Source organism: Caulobacter ginsengisoli, from assembly GCF_030814835.1.
Taxonomy (GTDB): Bacteria; Pseudomonadota; Alphaproteobacteria; order Caulobacterales; family Caulobacteraceae; genus Caulobacter; species Caulobacter ginsengisoli.
In genome coordinates, this window is sequence record NZ_JAUSVS010000001.1 from 63,556 (window position 1) to 81,515 (window position 17,960).

The following is a 17,960-nucleotide window of genomic DNA, read 5'->3' on the forward strand; positions in this document are numbered from 1 at the left end:
CCCAAGGTCCTGAATGTTCGGCTCTCTCTTCGGCGCCATTTCCAACGACATCGCCATCGACCTCGGCACGGCCAACACCCTCATCTACATGAAGGGCAAGGGGATCGTGCTGAACGAGCCTTCGGTGGTCGCCCTGCGCAACATCGGCGGCCGCAAGACCGTTCACGCCGTGGGCATTGAGGCCAAGCAGATGCTGGGCCGCACGCCGGGCCACATGGAAGCCATCCGTCCCATGCGCGACGGGGTCATCGCCGACTTCGAAGTCGCCGAGGAGATGATCAAGTATTTCATCCGCAAGGTTCACAACCGCAAAGGCTTCGTGAACCCCAAGGTCATCGTCTGTGTGCCGTCGGGCGCCACCGCCGTCGAGCGCCGCGCCATCAACGACAGCTGCCTCAACGCCTCGGCCCGTCGCGTCGGCCTGATCGACGAGCCCATGGCCGCGGCCATCGGCGCGGGCCTGCCCATCCATGAGCCCACCGGCTCGATGGTCGTCGACATCGGCGGCGGCACCACCGAGGTGGCCGTGCTGTCCCTGTCGGGCATCGTCTATTCCCGCTCGGTTCGCGTCGGCGGCGACAAGATGGACGAAGCCATCATCAGCTACATGCGCCGCCACCATAACCTCCTGATCGGCGAGACCACCGCCGAGCGCATCAAGAAGGAAATCGGCACCGCCCGGGCCCCGGCCGATGGCGAGGGCCTTTCCATCGACGTCAAGGGCCGCGACCTGATGCAGGGCGTGCCGCGCGAGGTCCGGATTTCTGAGAAACAAGCGGCGGACGCCCTCGCGGAGCCGGTCAACCAGATCGTCGAGGCCGTGAAGGTCGCCCTGGAAGCCACCCCGCCGGAACTGGCCAGCGACATCGCCGACAAGGGCATCATGCTGACCGGCGGCGGCGCCCTGCTGCGCGGCCTGGACGCCGAGATCCGCGACCACACCGGCCTGCCGGTGACCGTGGCCGACGACCCGCTGAGCTGCGTGGCCCTGGGCTGTGGCAAGGTTCTTGAACATCCCAAGTGGATGAAGGGCGTTCTCGAGTCCACGCTCTCCTAAACCGTCCTGATTCGGGGCGGGGTGCCCCGACGGAGAACACAGGGTGGCGTTCCGCCAGGATCCTTTCGGCGAACTCAAGGTCCCGCTGACCTGGACGGCGGCGGTGGCCCTCATCGTCTGCATCGTCATCGCCGCGGCCGTGCTGCTCAGCGACCGGCGGGAGACCCTTGAGGACAAGGCCTATCCCAAGGCCCGGCAGGTGGTCGACGTCGCCGCTTCCAAGGCCAACGGCGTGGTGGCCGCTCCGACGCGCTGGGCCGGCGACTTCTTCGGCGCCATCGGCAGCTACTTCTTCGCCGCCAGCGAGAACCGCCACCTCAAGAAGGAACTGCTGGTCGAACAGGGCTGGCACGACCGCGCCATCGCCCTGCAGGACGAGAACGAGCGGCTGCGCGCCGTGCTGGGCGTCAAGACCGACCCGCCCATTCCCATGGTCACCGCCCATGTCGTCTCGGACTCGCGCGGGCCCTACGCCAACGCCCGCCTGGCCGATGTCGGCTCGGAAAAGGGCGTGCAGATCGGCTTTCCGGTGATCAGCGAGCGCGGCCTGGTCGGCCGGGTGGTCGGGGTGACCAATGGCGCCAGCCGCATCCTGCTGCTGACCGACGTGATCTCGCGCACCCCGGTGATGATCGACCGCACCAACGCCCGGGCCATCCTGACCGGCGACGGCGGACCCAACCCCAAGCTGGACTACCTGCGCGGCCGCGATCCGGTGAAGCAGGGCGACCGGGTGCTGACCAGCGGCGACGGCGGCGTCATCCCGCGCGGCCTGCCGGTCGGCCGGGCGGTCAAGGGCCTGGACGGCGCCTGGCGGGTGGTGCTGGACAGCGACAGTCAGGCTATCGACTGGGTGCGTATCCTCAAGTTCACCGACTACAGCCAGCTGGTGAACCAGCAGGCCCTGTCGACCTCGACCCTGCCGCCGGTAATCACCGAGGACCCGCAGGCCCGCATCGTCGCCGATCAACCGGCCCCAAAGCCGGCCGATAAGCCGACCCCGGACGCCGACCGGCCTGCCAAGCCGGCGGACAAGCCGACCCCAAAGCCGGCTGACAAACCCGCCGACAAGCCCAAGCCACCGGCCAAACCCCCGGTGAAACCCACAACCCCCGCGGGGGCGCCGCAGTGAGTTTCGACACCGCCCGGCCGCTGAACCCCTGGCGGTGGCTGGGCCTGCCCGCCCTGCTCTGCGTGCTGGCGGCCATGCTGTTCGCCACGCCCATCCGCATCTTCGGCCAGCAGCTGCCCGAGCCGGTCTTCCCGATGATCTGCGCCTTCGCCTGGGCGGTGATCCGGCCCTCGATCCTGGCCCCCATCGTGCTGCTGCTCATGGGCGTCTTGCTGGACATCTTCTGGGGCGCGCCCGCCGGCCTGTGGGCCCTGTCGCTGCTGGTCGCCTATGCCGGGGCGCTGACCGTGCGCAACATGATGACCGGCCAGAGCCGGCCGATGATGTGGGCCTGGTATGCGGGCTTTAGCGCGCTCGCCATGCTGGCCGGCTATTTCTTCACGGTGATGGACGCGAGGACCCCGCCCAGCCTGATCGCGGTTTTCTGGCAATTTTTGGCCACCAGCCTGCTCTATCCGTTCGCACACCGGCTGATCGACCGGTTCGAGGACGCGGATGTGAGGTTCCGGTGAGCGAGCCTTCAATCTTCTTTTCCGAGGTCAATGAGCGGCAGGGCGTCTTTACCCGCCGCGCCTTCCTCATGGGCGGCCTGACCGGCCTGGGGCTGGTGGCGCTGGGCGGCCAGCTGGTCCACCTGCAGCTGGTCGAGGCCAACCGCTACGCCAAGCTGGCCGAGAGCAACAAGTTCAACTTCCGCCTGGTGCCGCCGCCGCGCGGGCTGATCCTGGACCGCAACGGCGTCACCCTGGCCTCCAACCGTCCAAACTTCCGCCTGCTGGTGGCCCGCGACGGGGGCATGGATGTCGAGACCACGGTGGCGGAACTCTCCAACCTGGTGCCCATCGACGACAAGCGCCGCATCCGGCTGGTCAAGGACATCAAGCGCGCGCCCAAGCGGTCGCCGGTCTCGGTGATGGAGGACATGACCTGGGAGGAGTTCAGCCGCGTCAATGTCCGCGCGCCGGAACTGCCGGGCGTCACCGCCGACATGGGCGAGGTGCGGGTCTATCCGCACGGCGGCGCCTTCGCCCATGTCATCGGCTATGTGGCCAAGGTCAACGACAAGGACGTCAAGGCGGCCGGCGCCAACCCCGATCCGCTGCTCTACAACCCCGGTTTCCGTATCGGCCGGCAGGGCATCGAGAAGGCCTTCGACCTGCAGCTGCGCGGCAAGCCGGGCGCCCAGAAGCAGGAGGTCGACGCCAAAGGCCGGGTGGTCCGCCAGGATCCGCGGGGCGACATCGCCCCCACCCCGGGCAAGGAAATCCGCCTGACCATCGACGTGGACGTGCAGGAGCGCGCCCTGGAGGTGTTCGGCGAACAGAGCGGCGCGGCGGTGGTCATGGACTGCCGGACGGGTGACCTCCTGTGCCTGCTCTCGGCCCCCAGCTTCGACGCCAACCGCTTCGTGCGCGGCCTGACCGTGCCGGAGTACAAGGCGCTGAACGAGTACGAGCGCCGGCCGCTGCTCGACAAGGCGCTGTCGGGGACCTATCCGCCCGGCTCGACCTTCAAGACCATGGTGGCGCTGGCGGCGCTGGAAAGCGGCATGATTACGCCGCAGGATCGCTATGTCTGCGGCGGCGCCTGGTGGTTCGGCGGCCGCTATTTCCACTGCTGGAAGAAGGACGGCCATGGCGCGCAGAACATGCACGACGCCATCAAGAACAGCTGCGACATCTACTTCTACCAGGTGGCGCTGAAGATCGGTCCCGACCGCATCGCCTCGGTGGCCGGCCCGTTCGGCATCGGCCAGACCTTCGATATCGGCATCACCGGCCAAATGGCGGGCACGCTGCCCTCCACCGACTGGGTCAAGAAGCACCGGCCCTCCGACCCCAAATGGTATCCCGGCGAGTCCCCCAGCTACGGGATCGGGCAGGGACTGCTGAACGTCAATCCGCTGCAGCTCTGCGTGATGACCGCGCGGCTGGCCAACGGCCGCAAGGCGCTCAATCCACGCCTGGTCAAGTCGATCGGCGGGGTGGAGCAGCCCAGGGGCTCGGAGGCTCCGGACCTGCCCTTCTCGCCCGAGCACATCGCCATCGTCCGCGAGGGCATGGCGGCGGTGGCCAACGACGTCAGCGGCGGCGCCTATCGCCAGAGCCAGCTGGGGCTGGGGCCGATCAAGATGGCGGGCAAGACCGGCACGGCCCAGGTGCGCAGCTACGACAAGGTCGCCTCGCGCAAGAGTTCGAGCGTCGGCTGGAAACTCAAGGACCACAACTGGTTCGTCGCCTTCGCCCCCTATGACAATCCGCGCTATGCGCTCAGCCTGCTGGTCGAACATGGCGGCGGCTCGGGCGCCACCGAGGCCGCCCCCCGGGCCCGCGAGATCATGCGCACGGTGCTGCTCAAGGACCCCGAGCTGCGCAGCCTGATCGAACAACCCATGCCGATGCCGGACGTCGACCCCGGCGCCGATACCGAAGGCGCCGCGCCGGACCTGCCCGACGCCGCGCCCCCGCCGCCGCCCGGAGCCCCCACTTGACCGTCTCGGCCCTGACCCGTCCCGGCGAGCGCGACCGGCCCATCGTCAAGTTCAGCGAGATCGACTGGGCCTTCTGCCTGTTCCTGTGCCTGATCGCCGGGATCGGGGCGATGATGATGTATTCCGCCGCCCCACAGTCCTGGCTGCCCTGGGCCGCGCCGCACCTGATCCGCTTCGGCGTCTTCTTCGTGATCATGATCGTGCTGGCCATGGTCGACCTGCGGGTCTGGTTCAGCGTGGCCTACATCGTCTACGGCGTGGCCCTGGTGCTGCTCGTGGGCGTGGAGGCCTTCGGCTATGTGGCCAAGGGGGCCCAGCGCTGGCTGGACATCGGCCCCATCCGCATCCAGCCCTCGGAGATCATGAAGATCGGGGTGGTGCTGGCCCTGGCGCGCTTCTACCACGGCCTTTCCGGCGACCATGCCCGCTTCTCCTGGTGGCTGCTGGTCCCCGCCGCGATGATCGGCGCGCCGGCCCTGCTGGTGGCGGTGCAGCCGGACCTGGGCACCGCCATCCTGATCGTCGCCACCGGCGTGGCCATGATGGTGCTGGCCGGGCTTTCCCTGCGGCTGATCGTGGCCGGGATCGTGGCGCTGATGGTCGCCGCGCCGCTGGCCTTCGAGTTCCTGCTGCACGACTACCAGCGCAACCGGGTCTTCACCTTCCTGCACCCGGAGAAGGACCCTTCGGGCGAGGGCTACCACATCCTGCAGTCCAAGATCGCCCTGGGCTCCGGCGGCCTGCTGGGCAAGGGGTTCGGGTTGGGCTCGCAGAGCCAGCTCAACTTCCTGCCCGAGAAACACACCGACTTCATGTTCGCCACCCTGGCCGAGGAGTTCGGGTTCGTGGGGTGCTTCTCGGTGCTGTTCCTGTATGGCGCGATCATCTTCATGGCGCTGAGGATCGCCTCGACCAGCCACAGCCATTTCGGGCGACTTGGGGCGTCGGGTGTGACGGCGACGTTCGCCCTTTACGTTTTAATCAATGGGGCGATGGTCATGGGCTTGGCGCCGGTCGTGGGGGTTCCGATGCCGCTGCTCAGTTACGGCGGCACCGTGATGCTCACGGTGATGATTGGCTTTGGCCTGGTGCAGTCCGTACGCGTCCATCGCTACTCGGAAGTCACCGCCGGCCGTGGCGCCCTTCTCTAACCCTCCGGGGCAGGGGCCTAAACCAACGCCGCCTCGTCCGTCGCCCGGATCAGCGCGTCGATCACGCCTGGCTCCGTCGAGGCATGCCCGGCATCCCAGACCACCTCGAACTTCGACTCCGGCCAGGCCTTGTGCAACGCCCAGGCGGTTTCCAGCGGGGTGACCACGTCGAAGCGGCCGTTGACGATCCAGCCGGGGATGTGGCGGATCTTGCCGACCTGTTTGAGCAGCCAGCCGTCCTCGGCGAAGAAGCCCTTGTTGGCGAAGAAGTGGCACTCGATGCGGGCGAAGGCGACGGCGAAGTCGACCTCGTTGAACTTGGGCGGCCGGGCCTCGGGGCCGCGGATCGAGATGGTGTCGCCTTCCCACTGGCTCCAGGCGGCGGCCGCCTCGGCCTGGACCTTGCGGTCGGTGTGGGTGAGGCGCCGGTGGTAGGCGCTGATCATGTCGCCGCGCTCGGCCTTGGGGATGGGCGCCCGGAACCGCTCCCAGGCGTCGGGGAACAGCATCGAGGCGCCGTCCTGGTAGAACCATTTCAGCTCGCGCTGGCTGACCAGGAAGATGCCGCGCAGCACCAGCGCCTCGACCCGCTCGGGGTGGGTGACGGCGTAGGCCAGGGCCAGGGTCGAGCCCCAGGAGCCGCCGAACACGGTCCACTTCTCGACACCCAGATGTTTGCGCAGCCGCTCGATGTCCTCGACCAGGGTCCAGGTGGTGTTGTCCTCCAGGCTGGCGTTGGGCCGCGACTTGCCGCAGCCGCGCTGGTCGAACAGCGCCACCCGCCACTTCTGCGGATCGAAGAACCGCCGCATGGTCGGGTTGATCGCCCCGCCCGGGCCGCCGTGCAGCACGATGGCCGCCTTGCCCTCGGGATTGCCGCACTCCTCGTAATAGAGCTCATGCGGCCCGCCGGTCGGCAGCCAGCCGAAGGCGTGCGCCTCGATCTCGGGATACAGGCCCCGGCGGGACTGGGCGGCGCCGAGCGGCGGCGTAGGCAACGAACGATCCATCCGCGCCTTCTAGCCGATCCGCTTTCCCTGGGGGAGAGTCCCTAGACGGGAAAACGCTTATCCAGCCAATCGATCAGGATGCGGTTCAACTGCTCGGGCTGTTCCTGCTGGGTCCAGTGGCCGCTGTCGGTCACCAGTTTCTTCTCGAGGTCGGTCACATAGGCCTCCATCCCGTCGGCGGCGGAGGGCGGCAGCACCGCGTCCTTCTCGGCCATCACCATCAGGGCGGGCTGGGTGACGCTCGTCGGCAGGTCGGCCGAGGCCTGCCAGTTGCGGGTGAAGTTGCGGTACCAGTTGATGCCGCCGGTGAAGCCACTGGCCTTGAAGCTGTCGGCGAAGACCTGGAACTCCTGCGGCGTCAGGAATTTCTCGCGCGGATCGGCCGCCGGGTCCCAGGCCTGGAACAGCCGCACCATGGCGAAGGCCGAAGGGTCGCCCGGCTTGCGCTCGGTGGCGAAGCCGGCCGAGGCCGGCGCCTGGGCCGGCGGCTTGCGCATGAAGAAGTCCATCGATCGGGACGGGTCGGCGTCGAGGATGGCGTCGGCCTCGTCGGGCTTCTGGAAGTGGACGATATACATTTCGTCTCCCATCCGGGCCCGCATGATGGCGATCGGGTCGACCGGCGAGCGGCGATAGAAGGGGGTGTTGACCCCGATCACCCCGGCCACCCGATCCGGGTGCATCAGCGGCATCTGCCAGACGATGATGCCGCCCCAGTCATGGCCGACGAAGACGCCCTTCTTCGCGCCGACGTGATCCAGCAGCCCGACCAGGTCGCCGGTCAGGTGGGCCATGTCGTAGTCCTCGACCGCCTTGGGGGCCTGGGTCAGGCCATAGCCGCGCTGGTCCGGCGCGATCACCCAGCGGCCGGCGTCGGCCAGGGCCTTGATCTGGTGGCGCCAGGAGAAGGCCAGTTCCGGGAAGCCGTGGCAGAGCACGATGGGAACGCCCGTCCTGGGACCAGCCTCGTAATAGGCCATCCGGATGCCGTTCACGTCGGCGTACTGCACGGGCGGCATCATCGGCAGGGCGTCGGGCACGTCGCTTTCCTCCAGCGTTTTGGGGACCGTGACGGGTCGCCGTCGGGGAAGGCAAGATGCTATGAGCCCCGCCGTGACCATTCCGCCCGACAACGCCAGGCCCGCCCCGACCCCATGGGGCCTGATCATCCTGCTGGGGGCGATGACCGGTTTCGCGCCGGTCTCCATCGACATGTACCTGCCGGCCCTGCCCTCCATCGGCAAGACGCTGGGGGCCAGCGCCGGGGCGACCCAGGCGACCCTGTCCGCCTTCCTGGCCGGCATGGCCATCGGCCAGTTCATCTACGGCCCGGCCTCGGACCGGTTCGGTCGCCGCGCGCCGGTCATGGTGGGGGCGGTGGTCTATATGGCCGCTTCCGTGCTCTGCGCCCTGGCGCCCAGTATCGAATGGCTGATCGCCGGGCGCTTCCTGCAGGCCCTGGGCGGCTGCGCCGGGGCGGTGATCGCCCGGGCGGTGGTCCGCGACCGCTTTGGCCATACCGACACGGCCCGGGTGCTGTCGCTGCTGATGCTGATCATGGGGCTGGCCCCGATCCTGACGCCGCTGGCGGGCGGCTGGGTGATGCTGGTCGCCGGCTGGCGCGGCATCTTCTGGCTGCTGGCCGGTTTCGGCGTGGCCATCTGCGTGGCCGTGATGCTGTTCCTCACCGAGAGCCGTTCGGACGAGACGGCGGCTCTGGCCCGTTCGGAGAACCCCTTCCGCGCCTATGCCGAACTGCTGCGCCAGCGCCGGCTGATCGGCTACAGCCTGGCCGGGGCGCTGAACGGGGCGGTGCTGTTCACCTACATCTCCGGCTCGCCCGATCTGATCATCGACCAGTACGGCTTCTCGCCGCAGACCTTCGGCTGGGTGTTCGGGGTCAATGCCTTTGGAGTCATCGGCGCCAGCCAGGTCAATCGCTGGCTGCTGCGCCGCCATCACCCAGACTATGTGCTGGGCCGCGCCAGCCTCGTCGCCAGCGGCTTCGCCATCCTGATGTTCGCCGACGCCGCCACGGGCCTTGGCGGCATGTGGCTGCTGCTGCCGCTGCTGTTCATGACCCTGGCCAGCTACGGCCTGATGCAGGGCAACACCATGGCCGGGGCCCTGAGTGTCGACCCCCGGCGGGCGGGTTCGATCTCGGCCCTGATGGGCGGCATGTCGTTTGGCGTGGGGGCCTTCGCGTCCTGGGCCTCGGGAGCCTTCCACGACGGCACCGCCCGGCCGATGACCGGGGTGATGCTGGTGGCGCTTCTGGGCTCGGCGGCCGCGATCTGGCTCCTGGCTCTGCCCAGGGATCAGGCCGGCGACTGATCGACCCCTCTGGCGGCCCAGATCAGGATCGCCCAGCCGATCAGGAAGCTCACGCCGCCGATAGGGGTGATCGCCCCGACCCAAGGCGACGCCCCGAACGCCAGGGCGTAGAGCGAGCCCGAGAACAGCACGATCCCGCCCAGGAACCAGGCCGGCGCGAACCGGGCCCGCCTGGCGCCCACCTGCATGAAGGTGGCGCAGGCGAAGGTGGCCATGGCGTGCATGAACTCGTAGCTGGCCCCGGTCCTCAGCAGCTCGGCCGCGCGCGGCTCCGCCCCATGCGCCGCGAACGCCCCGATGGCCACCGAGCCCAGCCCCATCAGGGCGGCCAGGGTCATCCAGTTTCGTCTGGTCCAGATCGTCACGAAAACTTCCCCCGCGTCACCGTTGATACGGCCCTGGCCCGACCTTACCGTGGAGGATGAAGGCGTAAAGCCGCCCATCCTCCCCCAGCGAGGCGGCGCGCCCACGGAGGATATCCCATGGCGCTGACCCGAGGCGACGACTATCCGATCCACCAGACGCCCGATCCCATCGCCTATGGCGGCACCGACCGGAACTTCTACGACCGCTACTTCTTCAATGGCTATCACCCCAAGGAAGGCGAGGACTTCTTCGCCGCCGCCTTCGGGGTCTATCCGCACCTCAACATCACCGACGCCGCCTTCGTGGTGGTGCGCGACGGGGTCGAGACGGCGCTGCACGCCAGCGGCTGGCTGGGCGACCGCATGGATCTGGAAGTGGGGCCGATCAAGATCGAGATCCTCGAGCCGCTCCACAGGCTGAAGCTCATCGTCAATGCGCCGGACAAGGGCCTCAAGGCCGAGATCGTCTTCACCAGCCGCGCCGCCCCCATCGAGGAGCCGCGCTTCATCCGCCGGATCAGCACCCGGGCCTTCATGGACTACACGCGGCTGACCCAGAACGGCCACTACGAGGGCTGGATCGAGCTGGACGGGGTGAAGAAGTCGGTCGACGGCTTCGTCGGCACCCGCGACCGCTCCTGGGGGGTGCGGCCGGTCGGGGCCCGCGACAGCCAGGAGGTCGTGCCGCCCCAGCCGCAGCAGTTCTTCTGGCTGTGGTCGCCGCTCAGCTTCGACGACGGCAGCTTCTTCTTCCACAGCAACGACGACGCCCTGGGACGGCCGTGGAACACCCGCGCCGTCTGGACGCCGGACGGCTCGGACGAGGCCGGCATGCATCACCTCAACGGCCAGGCCAAGATCGAGTGGAAGAGCGGCACCCGCCACGCCAGGTCGGCGACCATCCAGCTCACCGACGACTACGGCAAGCCGGCGGGCCAGATCGCCTTCGAGCCGGAATACGAGTTCCTGATGCTGGGCCTGGGCTACACCCATCCCAAATGGAGCCACGGCCACAACCACGGCCAGCTGGCGGTCGAACGCGAGGACATCGGCCTGGCCCAGGCCGATCCCAAGATGCCCTTCCATCTGCACGTTCAGGCGCTTTCCAAGGTCACCTTCACCGACGCCGCCGGCAAGGTCCGCAAGGGCAGGGGGGTGCTGGAGCAGCTGGCCATCGGCCCGCACGGCCCTTCGGGCTTCAAGGACATGCTGGACTTCGCGCCTTGAGCCTTACCGAACAGCTTGAAGCCTACCTGACCCGCACCACGGGCCTGCCGACGAAGGTTGTGGCCATGGCCCGCATCCCCGGCGGGGCCAGCCGCGAGACCTATCGTTTCGACGCCGACGTCGGCGGGACGATCAAGCCGCTGATCCTGCGGCGCGACCCGGTCGGCAGCCTGATCGACACCGACCGGCGGTTGGAATTTCTGGCCTTCCGCAGCTTCCACGGCCGCGGCCTGCCGGTGCCCGAAGCCATCGCGCTCGAGGAGGAGGGGGCCGAACTCGAGCGGCCCTTCTTCATCATGGGCCGCATAGACGGCGGCAAGGCCGGCAGCCCGTTCAGCGCCCCGCCCTATGGCGACCACGCCCGGGCCATCGGCGAGCAGTTCTTCGGTCATCTGGGCGCCATCGCCGCCGCCGACCCGCTGACCCTGCCGATCAGCGAGGCGGCTGAGGCGCCGGCTCTGGACGCCTGCTGGAAGCGCGAACTGGACTACTGGTCGGGGGTCATTGAGGCCGACGAACTGCATCCCCAGCCCATCGTCCGCGCCGCCATCCGCCGCCTGCGCGCCAACCCGCCGCCGCCGGCCCAGAAGCTCAGCGTCGTGCATGGCGATTATCGGACCGGCAACTTCCTGCATGACGGCGAGGGCCGGGTGATCGCCCTGCTCGACTGGGAGATGGCCCATCTGGGCGATCCGCTGGAGGACCTGGGCTGGGCCATGGACCCGCTGTGGTGCTACGGCGAGACCGAGCGGGTCTGCGGCATGGTCCCGCGCGCCCAGGCCATCGCCCTCTGGGAAAAGGCCAGCGGCCTGAAGGTCGATCTCAAGGCCTTCGCCTGGTGGGAGCTGTTCGCCTCGGTCAAGGGCCAGGCCATCTGGACCTCCTCGGCCAAGGAGTTCCGCGACGGCGGCCTGAAGGACCCGGTGCTGGGCTTCTCGGGCTGGTACACCGCCCGCCGCCAGGACATCATCCTGGCCGACCGCCTTTCGCAAGGCATGGCCCTGCTGGAGGCGCAGGCATGACCCCGACCGTCGCCGAACTGCTGCTGGGCAATTTCGTGGCCTTCTCCAACCCGCCGCCGCCCGAAGCCATGGGCGATTTCATGACCAGCCGCATCGGCATCGTCGGCATGATCTCCATGCTGGCCGCCCAGGAGGCCGACCGCGGCGCCGCCGCCCGCATCTGGGAGAACGGCGCCATCCGCGCCATGCTGGCCAGGGGCGGCGGCTACGGGCCCTTTGCCGAGGTTCAGGACGGGGAGGCGACCATCGAGGCGTTGGACGCGGTCAACGCCGACCTGCGCCGGGCCCTCATCGCCCTGCACGAGGCGGTCGAGGCCGCGAAAGACGACGATCTGGATCGCGAAATCCTCGACCTCTATGTCAAGATGGCTCAGGCTAGACGCCTGGACCTGCCGCCGTTTCCCGCGAGTTGACCCATGATCCGCCGTGTTTTCGTCGTCCTTGGTCAAAGCTTAGTATTGGCCTTGGCCCTGGCGGCGCCGGCCAGGGCGGAGGTGTTCAAGGAATTCAAGGACTGGTCGGCGGTCTGCGACAACATCAAGTCGTGCGAGGCGATGACCTTCGCCGGCGACACCTTCGAACTGGCGGCCTTCTTCACCATCCGCCGCGCCGCCGGACCCGGCGCGCCGGTCAAGGTGGTCATCTCGGCCATGGCCAGCGACGACGAAGCCGGCCGGCAGCCGACCGTTTGGCAGCTGCTACTGGACGGCAAACCGCTGCCGGGATTCGCCGATCTCAACGCCCCGTCCAAGGACGGCATGTGGCGGGTCGAACTCGTCGGGCCGCGGGCCGAGGCCTTCCTGGCCGCCATCCGCAACGGCGATGGCCTGCTGGTCAAGGGCGCCAGCAAGACCGACCGCAGCCGGTTCTCGCTGTCGGGCCTGTCAGCCAGCCTGCTCTGGCTCGACGACGCCCAGGGCCGGGTCGGGGGCGCCACGGCGCTGGCCAAGCCCGGTCCCACCCCGGCTTCGGCGGTCCCGCCGGCTCCGCGGCGGCCGATCATCATCGCCGCCAAGCCGGTCAGCCAGGCCGGCCTGCCCAAGACCCCGCCGGCGGCGCTCAAGGCCAATCCGGCCCTCGCCGAATGCGACCTCGATCCCAAGGCGGGGAATTACGACCTGGTGGTGGCCCGCCTGGCGCCTGGAAAGCTGTTCTGGGGCATCCCCTGCTCGGCGGGGGCTTACAACACCTTCTACGAGCTGTTCGTGACCGATGAGAAGGGCGGCGGGGCCAAGCCGGCCATCCCGCCCTATGCCCCGGGCGCCGAGGACCAGCCGACCAACGAGCTGATGAACATCAGCTTCGATCCCGCCAAGCAGATGCTCAGCAATTTCGACAAGATGCGCGGCATCGGCGATTGCGGCGCTATGAGCGACTGGGTCTGGGACGGGACGAGCTTTCTGCTGGTCACGCAATACATGATGCCCGACTGCCACGGCGTCCCGCCCGACGATTGGCCCTCGCTGTGGCAGGCCGAGGTGAAATAGCGGCGACTCAGTCTAGCAGCCGCCCATGCCGACCTCGCTGCGCATGGGCCTCTACTACGCCGGGATCTTCATCGGCACCGGCGCCAGCCTGCCCTACATGTCGGTGTGGTTTCACGACCATGGCCTGAACGGCGCGCAGATCGGCATGATCCTGTCCGCGCCGATGCTGGGACGGCTGTTCAGCGGTCCGGCCCTGGCGGTCTCGGCCGATGGGTTCAAACTTCGCCGCACCCCTTTGATGTTGCTGGGTTTTGGCTCAGGTCTGGCGTTCGGCGCCATCGCCCTGTTCCAGGGCTTTCCCGTCTGGCTGCTCTGCTGGCTGGCGGGCGCATGCCTGCAGGGCGGGATGTCGCCGCTGGGCGATGTGATGACCCTGCGCCTCGCCGCGCGGGAGGGCTTCGCCTACGGCCCGGCGCGTTCGGTCGGCTCGATGGCCTTCGTTGTCGGCAACCTGCTCGGCGGAGTGGTGCTGGCGTCGTTCGGGTCCGGCGCGATCCTGGCCTGGACCGTGGCCGCCGCACTGCTGAGCGGCGTCTTCGCCCGCCTGCTGCTGCCACCCGAGCCGGTGCATGAGGGCGGGGCGGCCCCCGCCAGCCGCTCCGACCGCTGGGCCGGGCTTGGCCAGCTTCTGCGCGACCGCACCTTCATGCTGATCATCGTCTCCGCCGGACTGATCCAGGCCACCCACGCCTTCTACTATGTCTTCTCGAGCCTGCTGTGGCAGGGGCAGGGGATCTCCGATTTCGTGATCGGCGCCTTGTGGGCAACCGGCGTCATAGCTGAGATCGGTTTCATGTTGATGGCCGAGCGCATCCGCCGGCGAGTCGGTCCTGAACGGCTGATCCTGATCGGCGGCGTGGCGGCGCTCCTGCGCTGGTGCGCCAGCCCGCTGGTCCTGCCGCCCCTGCTGCTGTTTCCGCTGCAGGCCCTGCATGCGCTGAGTTTCACCGCCACCTTCATCGGCTCGCTGCAACTGATCCAGCTGCGCGCGCCGGCCCGCTTCGCCTCGGCGGCGCAGTCCCTGGCCACCACCTTGTCCAGCGGCCTGCTGATCGGCCTGGCCACGCTGGCGTCCGGGCCGCTGTTCGATCGCTTCGGATCGCTCGGCTACCTGGCCATGGCGGTTATGGCGCTAGCGGGCGTCATCGGTGCGGCCCGACTCCCCAGAGCGCTCTCGCGCGCCTGAAACCTGTCCAAAAGTTCATCCCCCGCCATATTGTCGCAGGACCCGACCTGAGGGATAACGGCGCTATTCGGGAACGGGGCCTGCATCATGCAGTTCATCCTCGACATCATCGCGGCGGCCCTTGTCTGGCTGGCGGCGGTGGCGTTTGGCCATTTCGGGATCAAGGTCGACCTGCCCGACCGGCATCCCCCCAAGGCGGAGCGCATCATCGAGCGCACGCCCGCCCCCGCACGCCAGTCCGCCAGGACCAATCCGGACTGCCCCGAACTGAAGCCCGCGGCCCTCAAGACCGTCTGAGACGCGCTAGACTCTGCCTGCGACGTCAAGACCTTAACATATTCTTTGCAAGCCGCTTTCCGCGCGGCCTTTTCATCGATAGTTTTCACCCAGCGCGAGAAGTCATGGGCCGGGGCCAGCGCTTGAAGATCACCATCCGGCCGCCCAGGAACCACGTCGGCGCATGACGGCCAGATCCCGACCGCCTTTCGATTTCACCCGGCTGACGCCGCCTCCGATCGTCGCCCGTCCCGGTTTGAGCGAGGGCAACGCCGATGCCCCCGAGCCGCCGGCGGTGACCGACACCGACCTGGAGATCGTCGAGGCGCCCGTCCTCGAAATGCCCACCGTCGAGATGGCCGCAGACACGCAGTCGCCGCCGCCGGCGATGACCCAGCGCCCCGCGGCCGAGCCGCCGTCGACCCCCGCCGTCATCACCCAGCCGCCCACGGCCCTGGCCAGCGACAAGGGCCCCGCCTTCTGGCCGATCCTGATCGCCGCGCTGATCTTCTCGGCCGTCTGGCCGGTCGCGCCCCTGGCGTTTGCCTACGGCTATATCCACAACGTCGCTCCGCTGACCGAGACCCCGGTCGCCTGGATGGTGTTCGGGCTGCTGGTCGTGGGGCCGCTGCTTCTGGTCTGGATCTCGGCCTACACCCTGCACCAGAGCCGCAAGCTGGCGGCCGAAGTGCGCCGCAGCCGCGATGTCGCCACGCGCATGCTGGGTCCCGCAGCCCTGGCCGCCGCCGAGGCCGGCTCGGCCGTCGAGGCCATCCAGGGCCGCATCAACGCCGCCGCCGCCTCGGCCAAGGACGCCCGCGACACCATGCTGGCCCTCAACCAGTCGATGGCCGAGGAAACCGAGAAGCTCAGCGAGACCGCCGCCAGCGCCGCCCGCAGCGCCCGCCAGCTCAGCGGGGAACTGGCCCGCGAGCGCGAGTCGCTGGAGATCATGGGCCAGACCCTGGACGCCAGCTCGGCCGCCGTCGAGGACGCCATCACCCGCCAGGCCCGCATGGTCGCCGAGGCCTCCGACCTGGCCGAAACCCAGCTGCGTGAAGCCGAGGCCGCCCTGACCGCCCGCGCCGCCGACCTGGCCGCCGCCGCCGGCGAGGCCAGCGACGCCGCCCGCGTCGCCGCCGAGGACCTGTCCCGCCAGATCGGCCGCCTCGAGACGGCCGGGATCGGGGTCGGCGACCAGATGCGTCTGGTCGAGGAGGGCCTGACCGAACAGCGCGCCTCGCTGGTCACCGCAGCCCACGCCATCCGCGCCGACCAGGAGGACTTCGCCGCCCAGGCCGAGACCCGCGCGGCCCAGCTGGCCGAATACATGACCGCGGCCACCAACAGCGCCACTGACCTTTCCGAGAAGTCGACCCGCAGCGCCGAGATGCTGCGCCAGCTGATCGGCGACGCCGCCACGCGGCTGGGCGAAATCACCGCCGCGGCCCAGGCCGAGCGCGAGTCCATCGCCCGCCAGACCGCCGAGAGCCTGGGCAAGGTCGCCGACATCGCCAGCCAGGAGCGCTCGGCGCTCGAAGCCGAGATGAAGGCCTCCATCGACGCCCTGGCCGGCTCGGCCGAGGCCGCCCGCAGCGCCGCCGAGGGCCATGCCCAGGCCGCCCAGGGCCGGGTCGACCAGCTCAACGAGGCCGCCTTCGCCGCCCACCAGAAGGCCGACGCCATCTTCGAGGCCCGGCTGAACGACGCCCGCGAACTGATCGAGCAGTCGGCCCAGATGGTCGAACAGGCCGGCTCGCGCGCCGCTCAGCGGCTGGAGGAAAGCGTCGCCGCCGTGTCCGCCACGCTGAGCGGGCTGGAAAAGATGCTGACCGAGGTCGAGAGCCGCACCGACAGCCTGCCGGCCCAGGCCCAGGGCCGGGTCGAGGCGATCAAGGACTCGGTCGAGCGCGGCATCGACGAGCTGATGGACGCCGCCCGCCGCACCGCCGAGGAAACCCAGGCCATCGACTCGGCCTTCCAGGAGCGGGTGCGCCGCAACTACGACATGCTCAGCGAAGCCGCCCGCCTGATGGGCGCGGTGGCCGGCGGGGCGAGCAGCGCCGCGCCCGCCATCCGGCGCGAGGCGCCCGAGCCACGCGTGTCCGAGCATCGCGGCCCTGAACATCGTGGAATGGAGGCCCTGGTCTCGCCGGTTCGCGAGCCGACCACCCGCCAGCGCCTGCGCCTGACCCCGACGGCCACCGACGAGGAGTTCCGCAGCGTGTTCGACGCCGCCGGGGGCCGCGAACCGGCGGCTCCTCCGGCCGCGCGTGACGCCGCGCCGGCCGCCGGCCCCGCCACCATCGGCGACGCCTGGAGCTGGAAGGACCTGCTGCAGACCATCGACGACACCCCCGACGACGCCGAGGGCCTGGCCGAACGGCTGGTCGCCGAGATCGAGGCCATGGGCATCGACCCCATCGCCCTGCTGCCCAAGCCCAAGATCGACGAGATCGCCGCCGCCGTGCAGACCCGCGACGGCCGCGGCGCCCGCGAAGTGGTCAAGCGCCTGGCCCCCGCCGCCATCCGCCGCCTGGTGAGACGCCTGTTCTCCGACGCCGCCCTGCGCGGCCAGGCGGAACGCTATCTGCGCCGGTTCACCGGGATGCTGGACGAGGCGGCCGAGCGGGATCGCGGCGGGCTGCTGGTGGCGGCGCTGCTGTCGTCGGACGGGGGCAGGGCGTATCTGCTGCTCGACGCGGCGGCCGGGGATTTAGCTTAGATCGACCCGCGTCTCCCGCCGGGCTTCCAGCCAGGCGAGGTGCCTGCCGTGCAGCGCTTTCTCAGGCCCGTGGGCTTTGGCGTGCAGTGATCGGATATCCTGGATGTGACGATCCAGTTCCGAAAGCGACCAGGCGTCGGCGGTGGCCTCGAGTCCTTCTCCCAACCGCCGTCGCTCGAGTGGCCAGAGCGCCAGCGGCGTCAGCAGAATGATCGCGCATACGACAAGGCCGCAAATGATGGCGAGCAGCAGCAAAGCTGGCCAGTGCTGGCCCAGCCCGCCTTGAGACGTTTGAGGCGAAAGCATGATCCGCAGGACGCCGAGGCCCGCGAAGGCGCCACCGGAGAAGAGCCCGATGCGAAGCACGGCCCGCACGTCGATTGGATTTCTCACGTCGACCGGAACGGGCACGGGGTCGCCCCGCTTTCCGACGGCCGTCATCCAATAGTCTTGCAGGTTCATGGTCTGTCAGCGAGCTGCTAGCGACGGCCAGGAAT

17 protein-coding genes are annotated in these 17,960 nt (G+C 69.2%); 13 read left to right on the forward strand and 4 right to left on the reverse strand.

Going from position 1 to position 17,960, the window contains the following annotated elements; all coding sequences use genetic code 11:
- The first annotated feature begins 13 nt into the window (after positions 1–13).
- Genes QO010_RS00305 through rodA form a run of 5 tightly spaced genes read left to right on the forward strand, consistent with a single transcriptional unit; the run spans position 14 to position 5,831 of the window.
- Positions 14–1,057: a rod shape-determining protein gene (locus QO010_RS00305; protein ID WP_307344518.1), complete on the forward strand. Its 1,044-nt coding sequence runs from the start codon at positions 14–16 to the stop codon at positions 1,055–1,057.
- 43 nt (positions 1,058–1,100) lie between these two features.
- Positions 1,101–2,189 carry a rod shape-determining protein MreC gene (gene mreC, locus QO010_RS00310; RefSeq protein ID WP_307344519.1) on the forward strand — a complete coding sequence of 363 codons (1,089 nt, stop codon included), beginning with the start codon at positions 1,101–1,103 and terminating at the stop codon, positions 2,187–2,189.
- Positions 2,186–2,701, forward strand: coding sequence for a hypothetical protein (locus QO010_RS00315; RefSeq protein WP_307344521.1), 516 nt, complete (start codon positions 2,186–2,188; stop codon positions 2,699–2,701). Before mreC ends, QO010_RS00315 begins: the two co-directional genes overlap by 4 nt.
- On the forward strand, positions 2,698–4,680 hold the full coding sequence (gene mrdA, locus QO010_RS00320; protein ID WP_307344522.1) for a penicillin-binding protein 2: 1,983 nt from the start codon (positions 2,698–2,700) through the stop codon (positions 4,678–4,680). The genes QO010_RS00315 and mrdA overlap by 4 nt, the downstream gene beginning before the upstream one ends.
- Positions 4,677–5,831, forward strand: a complete 1,155-nt coding sequence (gene rodA / locus QO010_RS00325) for a rod shape-determining protein RodA (RefSeq protein WP_307344524.1) — start codon at positions 4,677–4,679, stop codon at positions 5,829–5,831. Before mrdA ends, rodA begins: the two co-directional genes overlap by 4 nt.
- A gap of 17 nt (positions 5,832–5,848) precedes the next feature.
- Here rodA and pip read toward each other — a convergent pair whose 3' ends face one another.
- Both pip and QO010_RS00335 read right to left on the reverse strand, forming a co-directional pair.
- A complete protein-coding gene (pip, locus tag QO010_RS00330; protein ID WP_307344526.1) occupies positions 5,849–6,841 on the reverse strand; it encodes a prolyl aminopeptidase in 993 nt (330 codons plus the stop codon).
- Between the two features lie 41 nt (positions 6,842–6,882).
- Positions 6,883–7,860 carry an alpha/beta fold hydrolase gene (locus QO010_RS00335; protein ID WP_370873715.1) on the reverse strand — a complete coding sequence of 326 codons (978 nt, stop codon included), beginning with the start codon at positions 7,858–7,860 and terminating at the stop codon, positions 6,883–6,885.
- Between the two features lie 94 nt (positions 7,861–7,954).
- Between QO010_RS00335 and QO010_RS00340 the strand changes: the two genes are divergently transcribed.
- The gene (locus QO010_RS00340) at positions 7,955–9,175 is read left to right on the forward strand and encodes a multidrug effflux MFS transporter (protein WP_307344530.1); all 1,221 of its coding nucleotides are present in this window, start codon (positions 7,955–7,957) and stop codon (positions 9,173–9,175) included.
- On the opposite strand, the gene QO010_RS00345 is transcribed toward QO010_RS00340, so the two are convergent.
- Positions 9,160–9,540 carry a DUF423 domain-containing protein gene (locus tag QO010_RS00345; RefSeq protein ID WP_307344532.1) on the reverse strand — a complete coding sequence of 127 codons (381 nt, stop codon included), beginning with the start codon at positions 9,538–9,540 and terminating at the stop codon, positions 9,160–9,162. The two genes, QO010_RS00340 and QO010_RS00345, sit on opposite strands and share 16 nt — an antisense overlap.
- 117 nt (positions 9,541–9,657) lie before the next feature.
- On the opposite strand from QO010_RS00345, the gene QO010_RS00350 reads away from it, so the two are divergent.
- From QO010_RS00350 to QO010_RS00380, 7 genes are all read left to right on the forward strand, one after another.
- Entirely contained in the window at positions 9,658–10,767 is a 1,110-nt protein-coding gene (locus tag QO010_RS00350) for an Rv3169 family protein (protein WP_307344534.1), read from the forward strand.
- Positions 10,764–11,789: a phosphotransferase family protein gene (locus QO010_RS00355; RefSeq protein WP_307344536.1), complete on the forward strand. Its 1,026-nt coding sequence runs from the start codon at positions 10,764–10,766 to the stop codon at positions 11,787–11,789. Before QO010_RS00350 ends, QO010_RS00355 begins: the two co-directional genes overlap by 4 nt.
- The gene (locus QO010_RS00360; protein ID WP_307344538.1) at positions 11,786–12,202 is read left to right on the forward strand and encodes a hypothetical protein; all 417 of its coding nucleotides are present in this window, start codon (positions 11,786–11,788) and stop codon (positions 12,200–12,202) included. The genes QO010_RS00355 and QO010_RS00360 overlap by 4 nt, the downstream gene beginning before the upstream one ends.
- 3 nt (positions 12,203–12,205) lie before the next feature.
- Positions 12,206–13,276 carry a DUF1176 domain-containing protein gene (locus tag QO010_RS00365; RefSeq protein ID WP_307344540.1) on the forward strand — a complete coding sequence of 357 codons (1,071 nt, stop codon included), beginning with the start codon at positions 12,206–12,208 and terminating at the stop codon, positions 13,274–13,276.
- Between the two features lie 25 nt (positions 13,277–13,301).
- Positions 13,302–14,462: an MFS transporter gene (locus QO010_RS00370; protein WP_307344542.1), complete on the forward strand. Its 1,161-nt coding sequence runs from the start codon at positions 13,302–13,304 to the stop codon at positions 14,460–14,462.
- Positions 14,463–14,549: 87 nt separating this feature from the next.
- The gene (locus QO010_RS00375; protein ID WP_307344544.1) at positions 14,550–14,759 is read left to right on the forward strand and encodes a hypothetical protein; all 210 of its coding nucleotides are present in this window, start codon (positions 14,550–14,552) and stop codon (positions 14,757–14,759) included.
- Positions 14,760–14,922: 163 nt separating this feature from the next.
- Positions 14,923–17,463, forward strand: coding sequence for a coiled-coil domain-containing protein (locus QO010_RS00380; protein ID WP_307344546.1), 2,541 nt, complete (start codon positions 14,923–14,925; stop codon positions 17,461–17,463).
- On the opposite strand, the gene QO010_RS00385 is transcribed toward QO010_RS00380, so the two are convergent.
- Positions 17,455–17,925, reverse strand: a complete 471-nt coding sequence (locus QO010_RS00385; RefSeq protein ID WP_307344548.1) for a hypothetical protein — start codon at positions 17,923–17,925, stop codon at positions 17,455–17,457. The two genes, QO010_RS00380 and QO010_RS00385, sit on opposite strands and share 9 nt — an antisense overlap.
- Between the last annotated feature and the right edge of the window lie 35 nt (positions 17,926–17,960).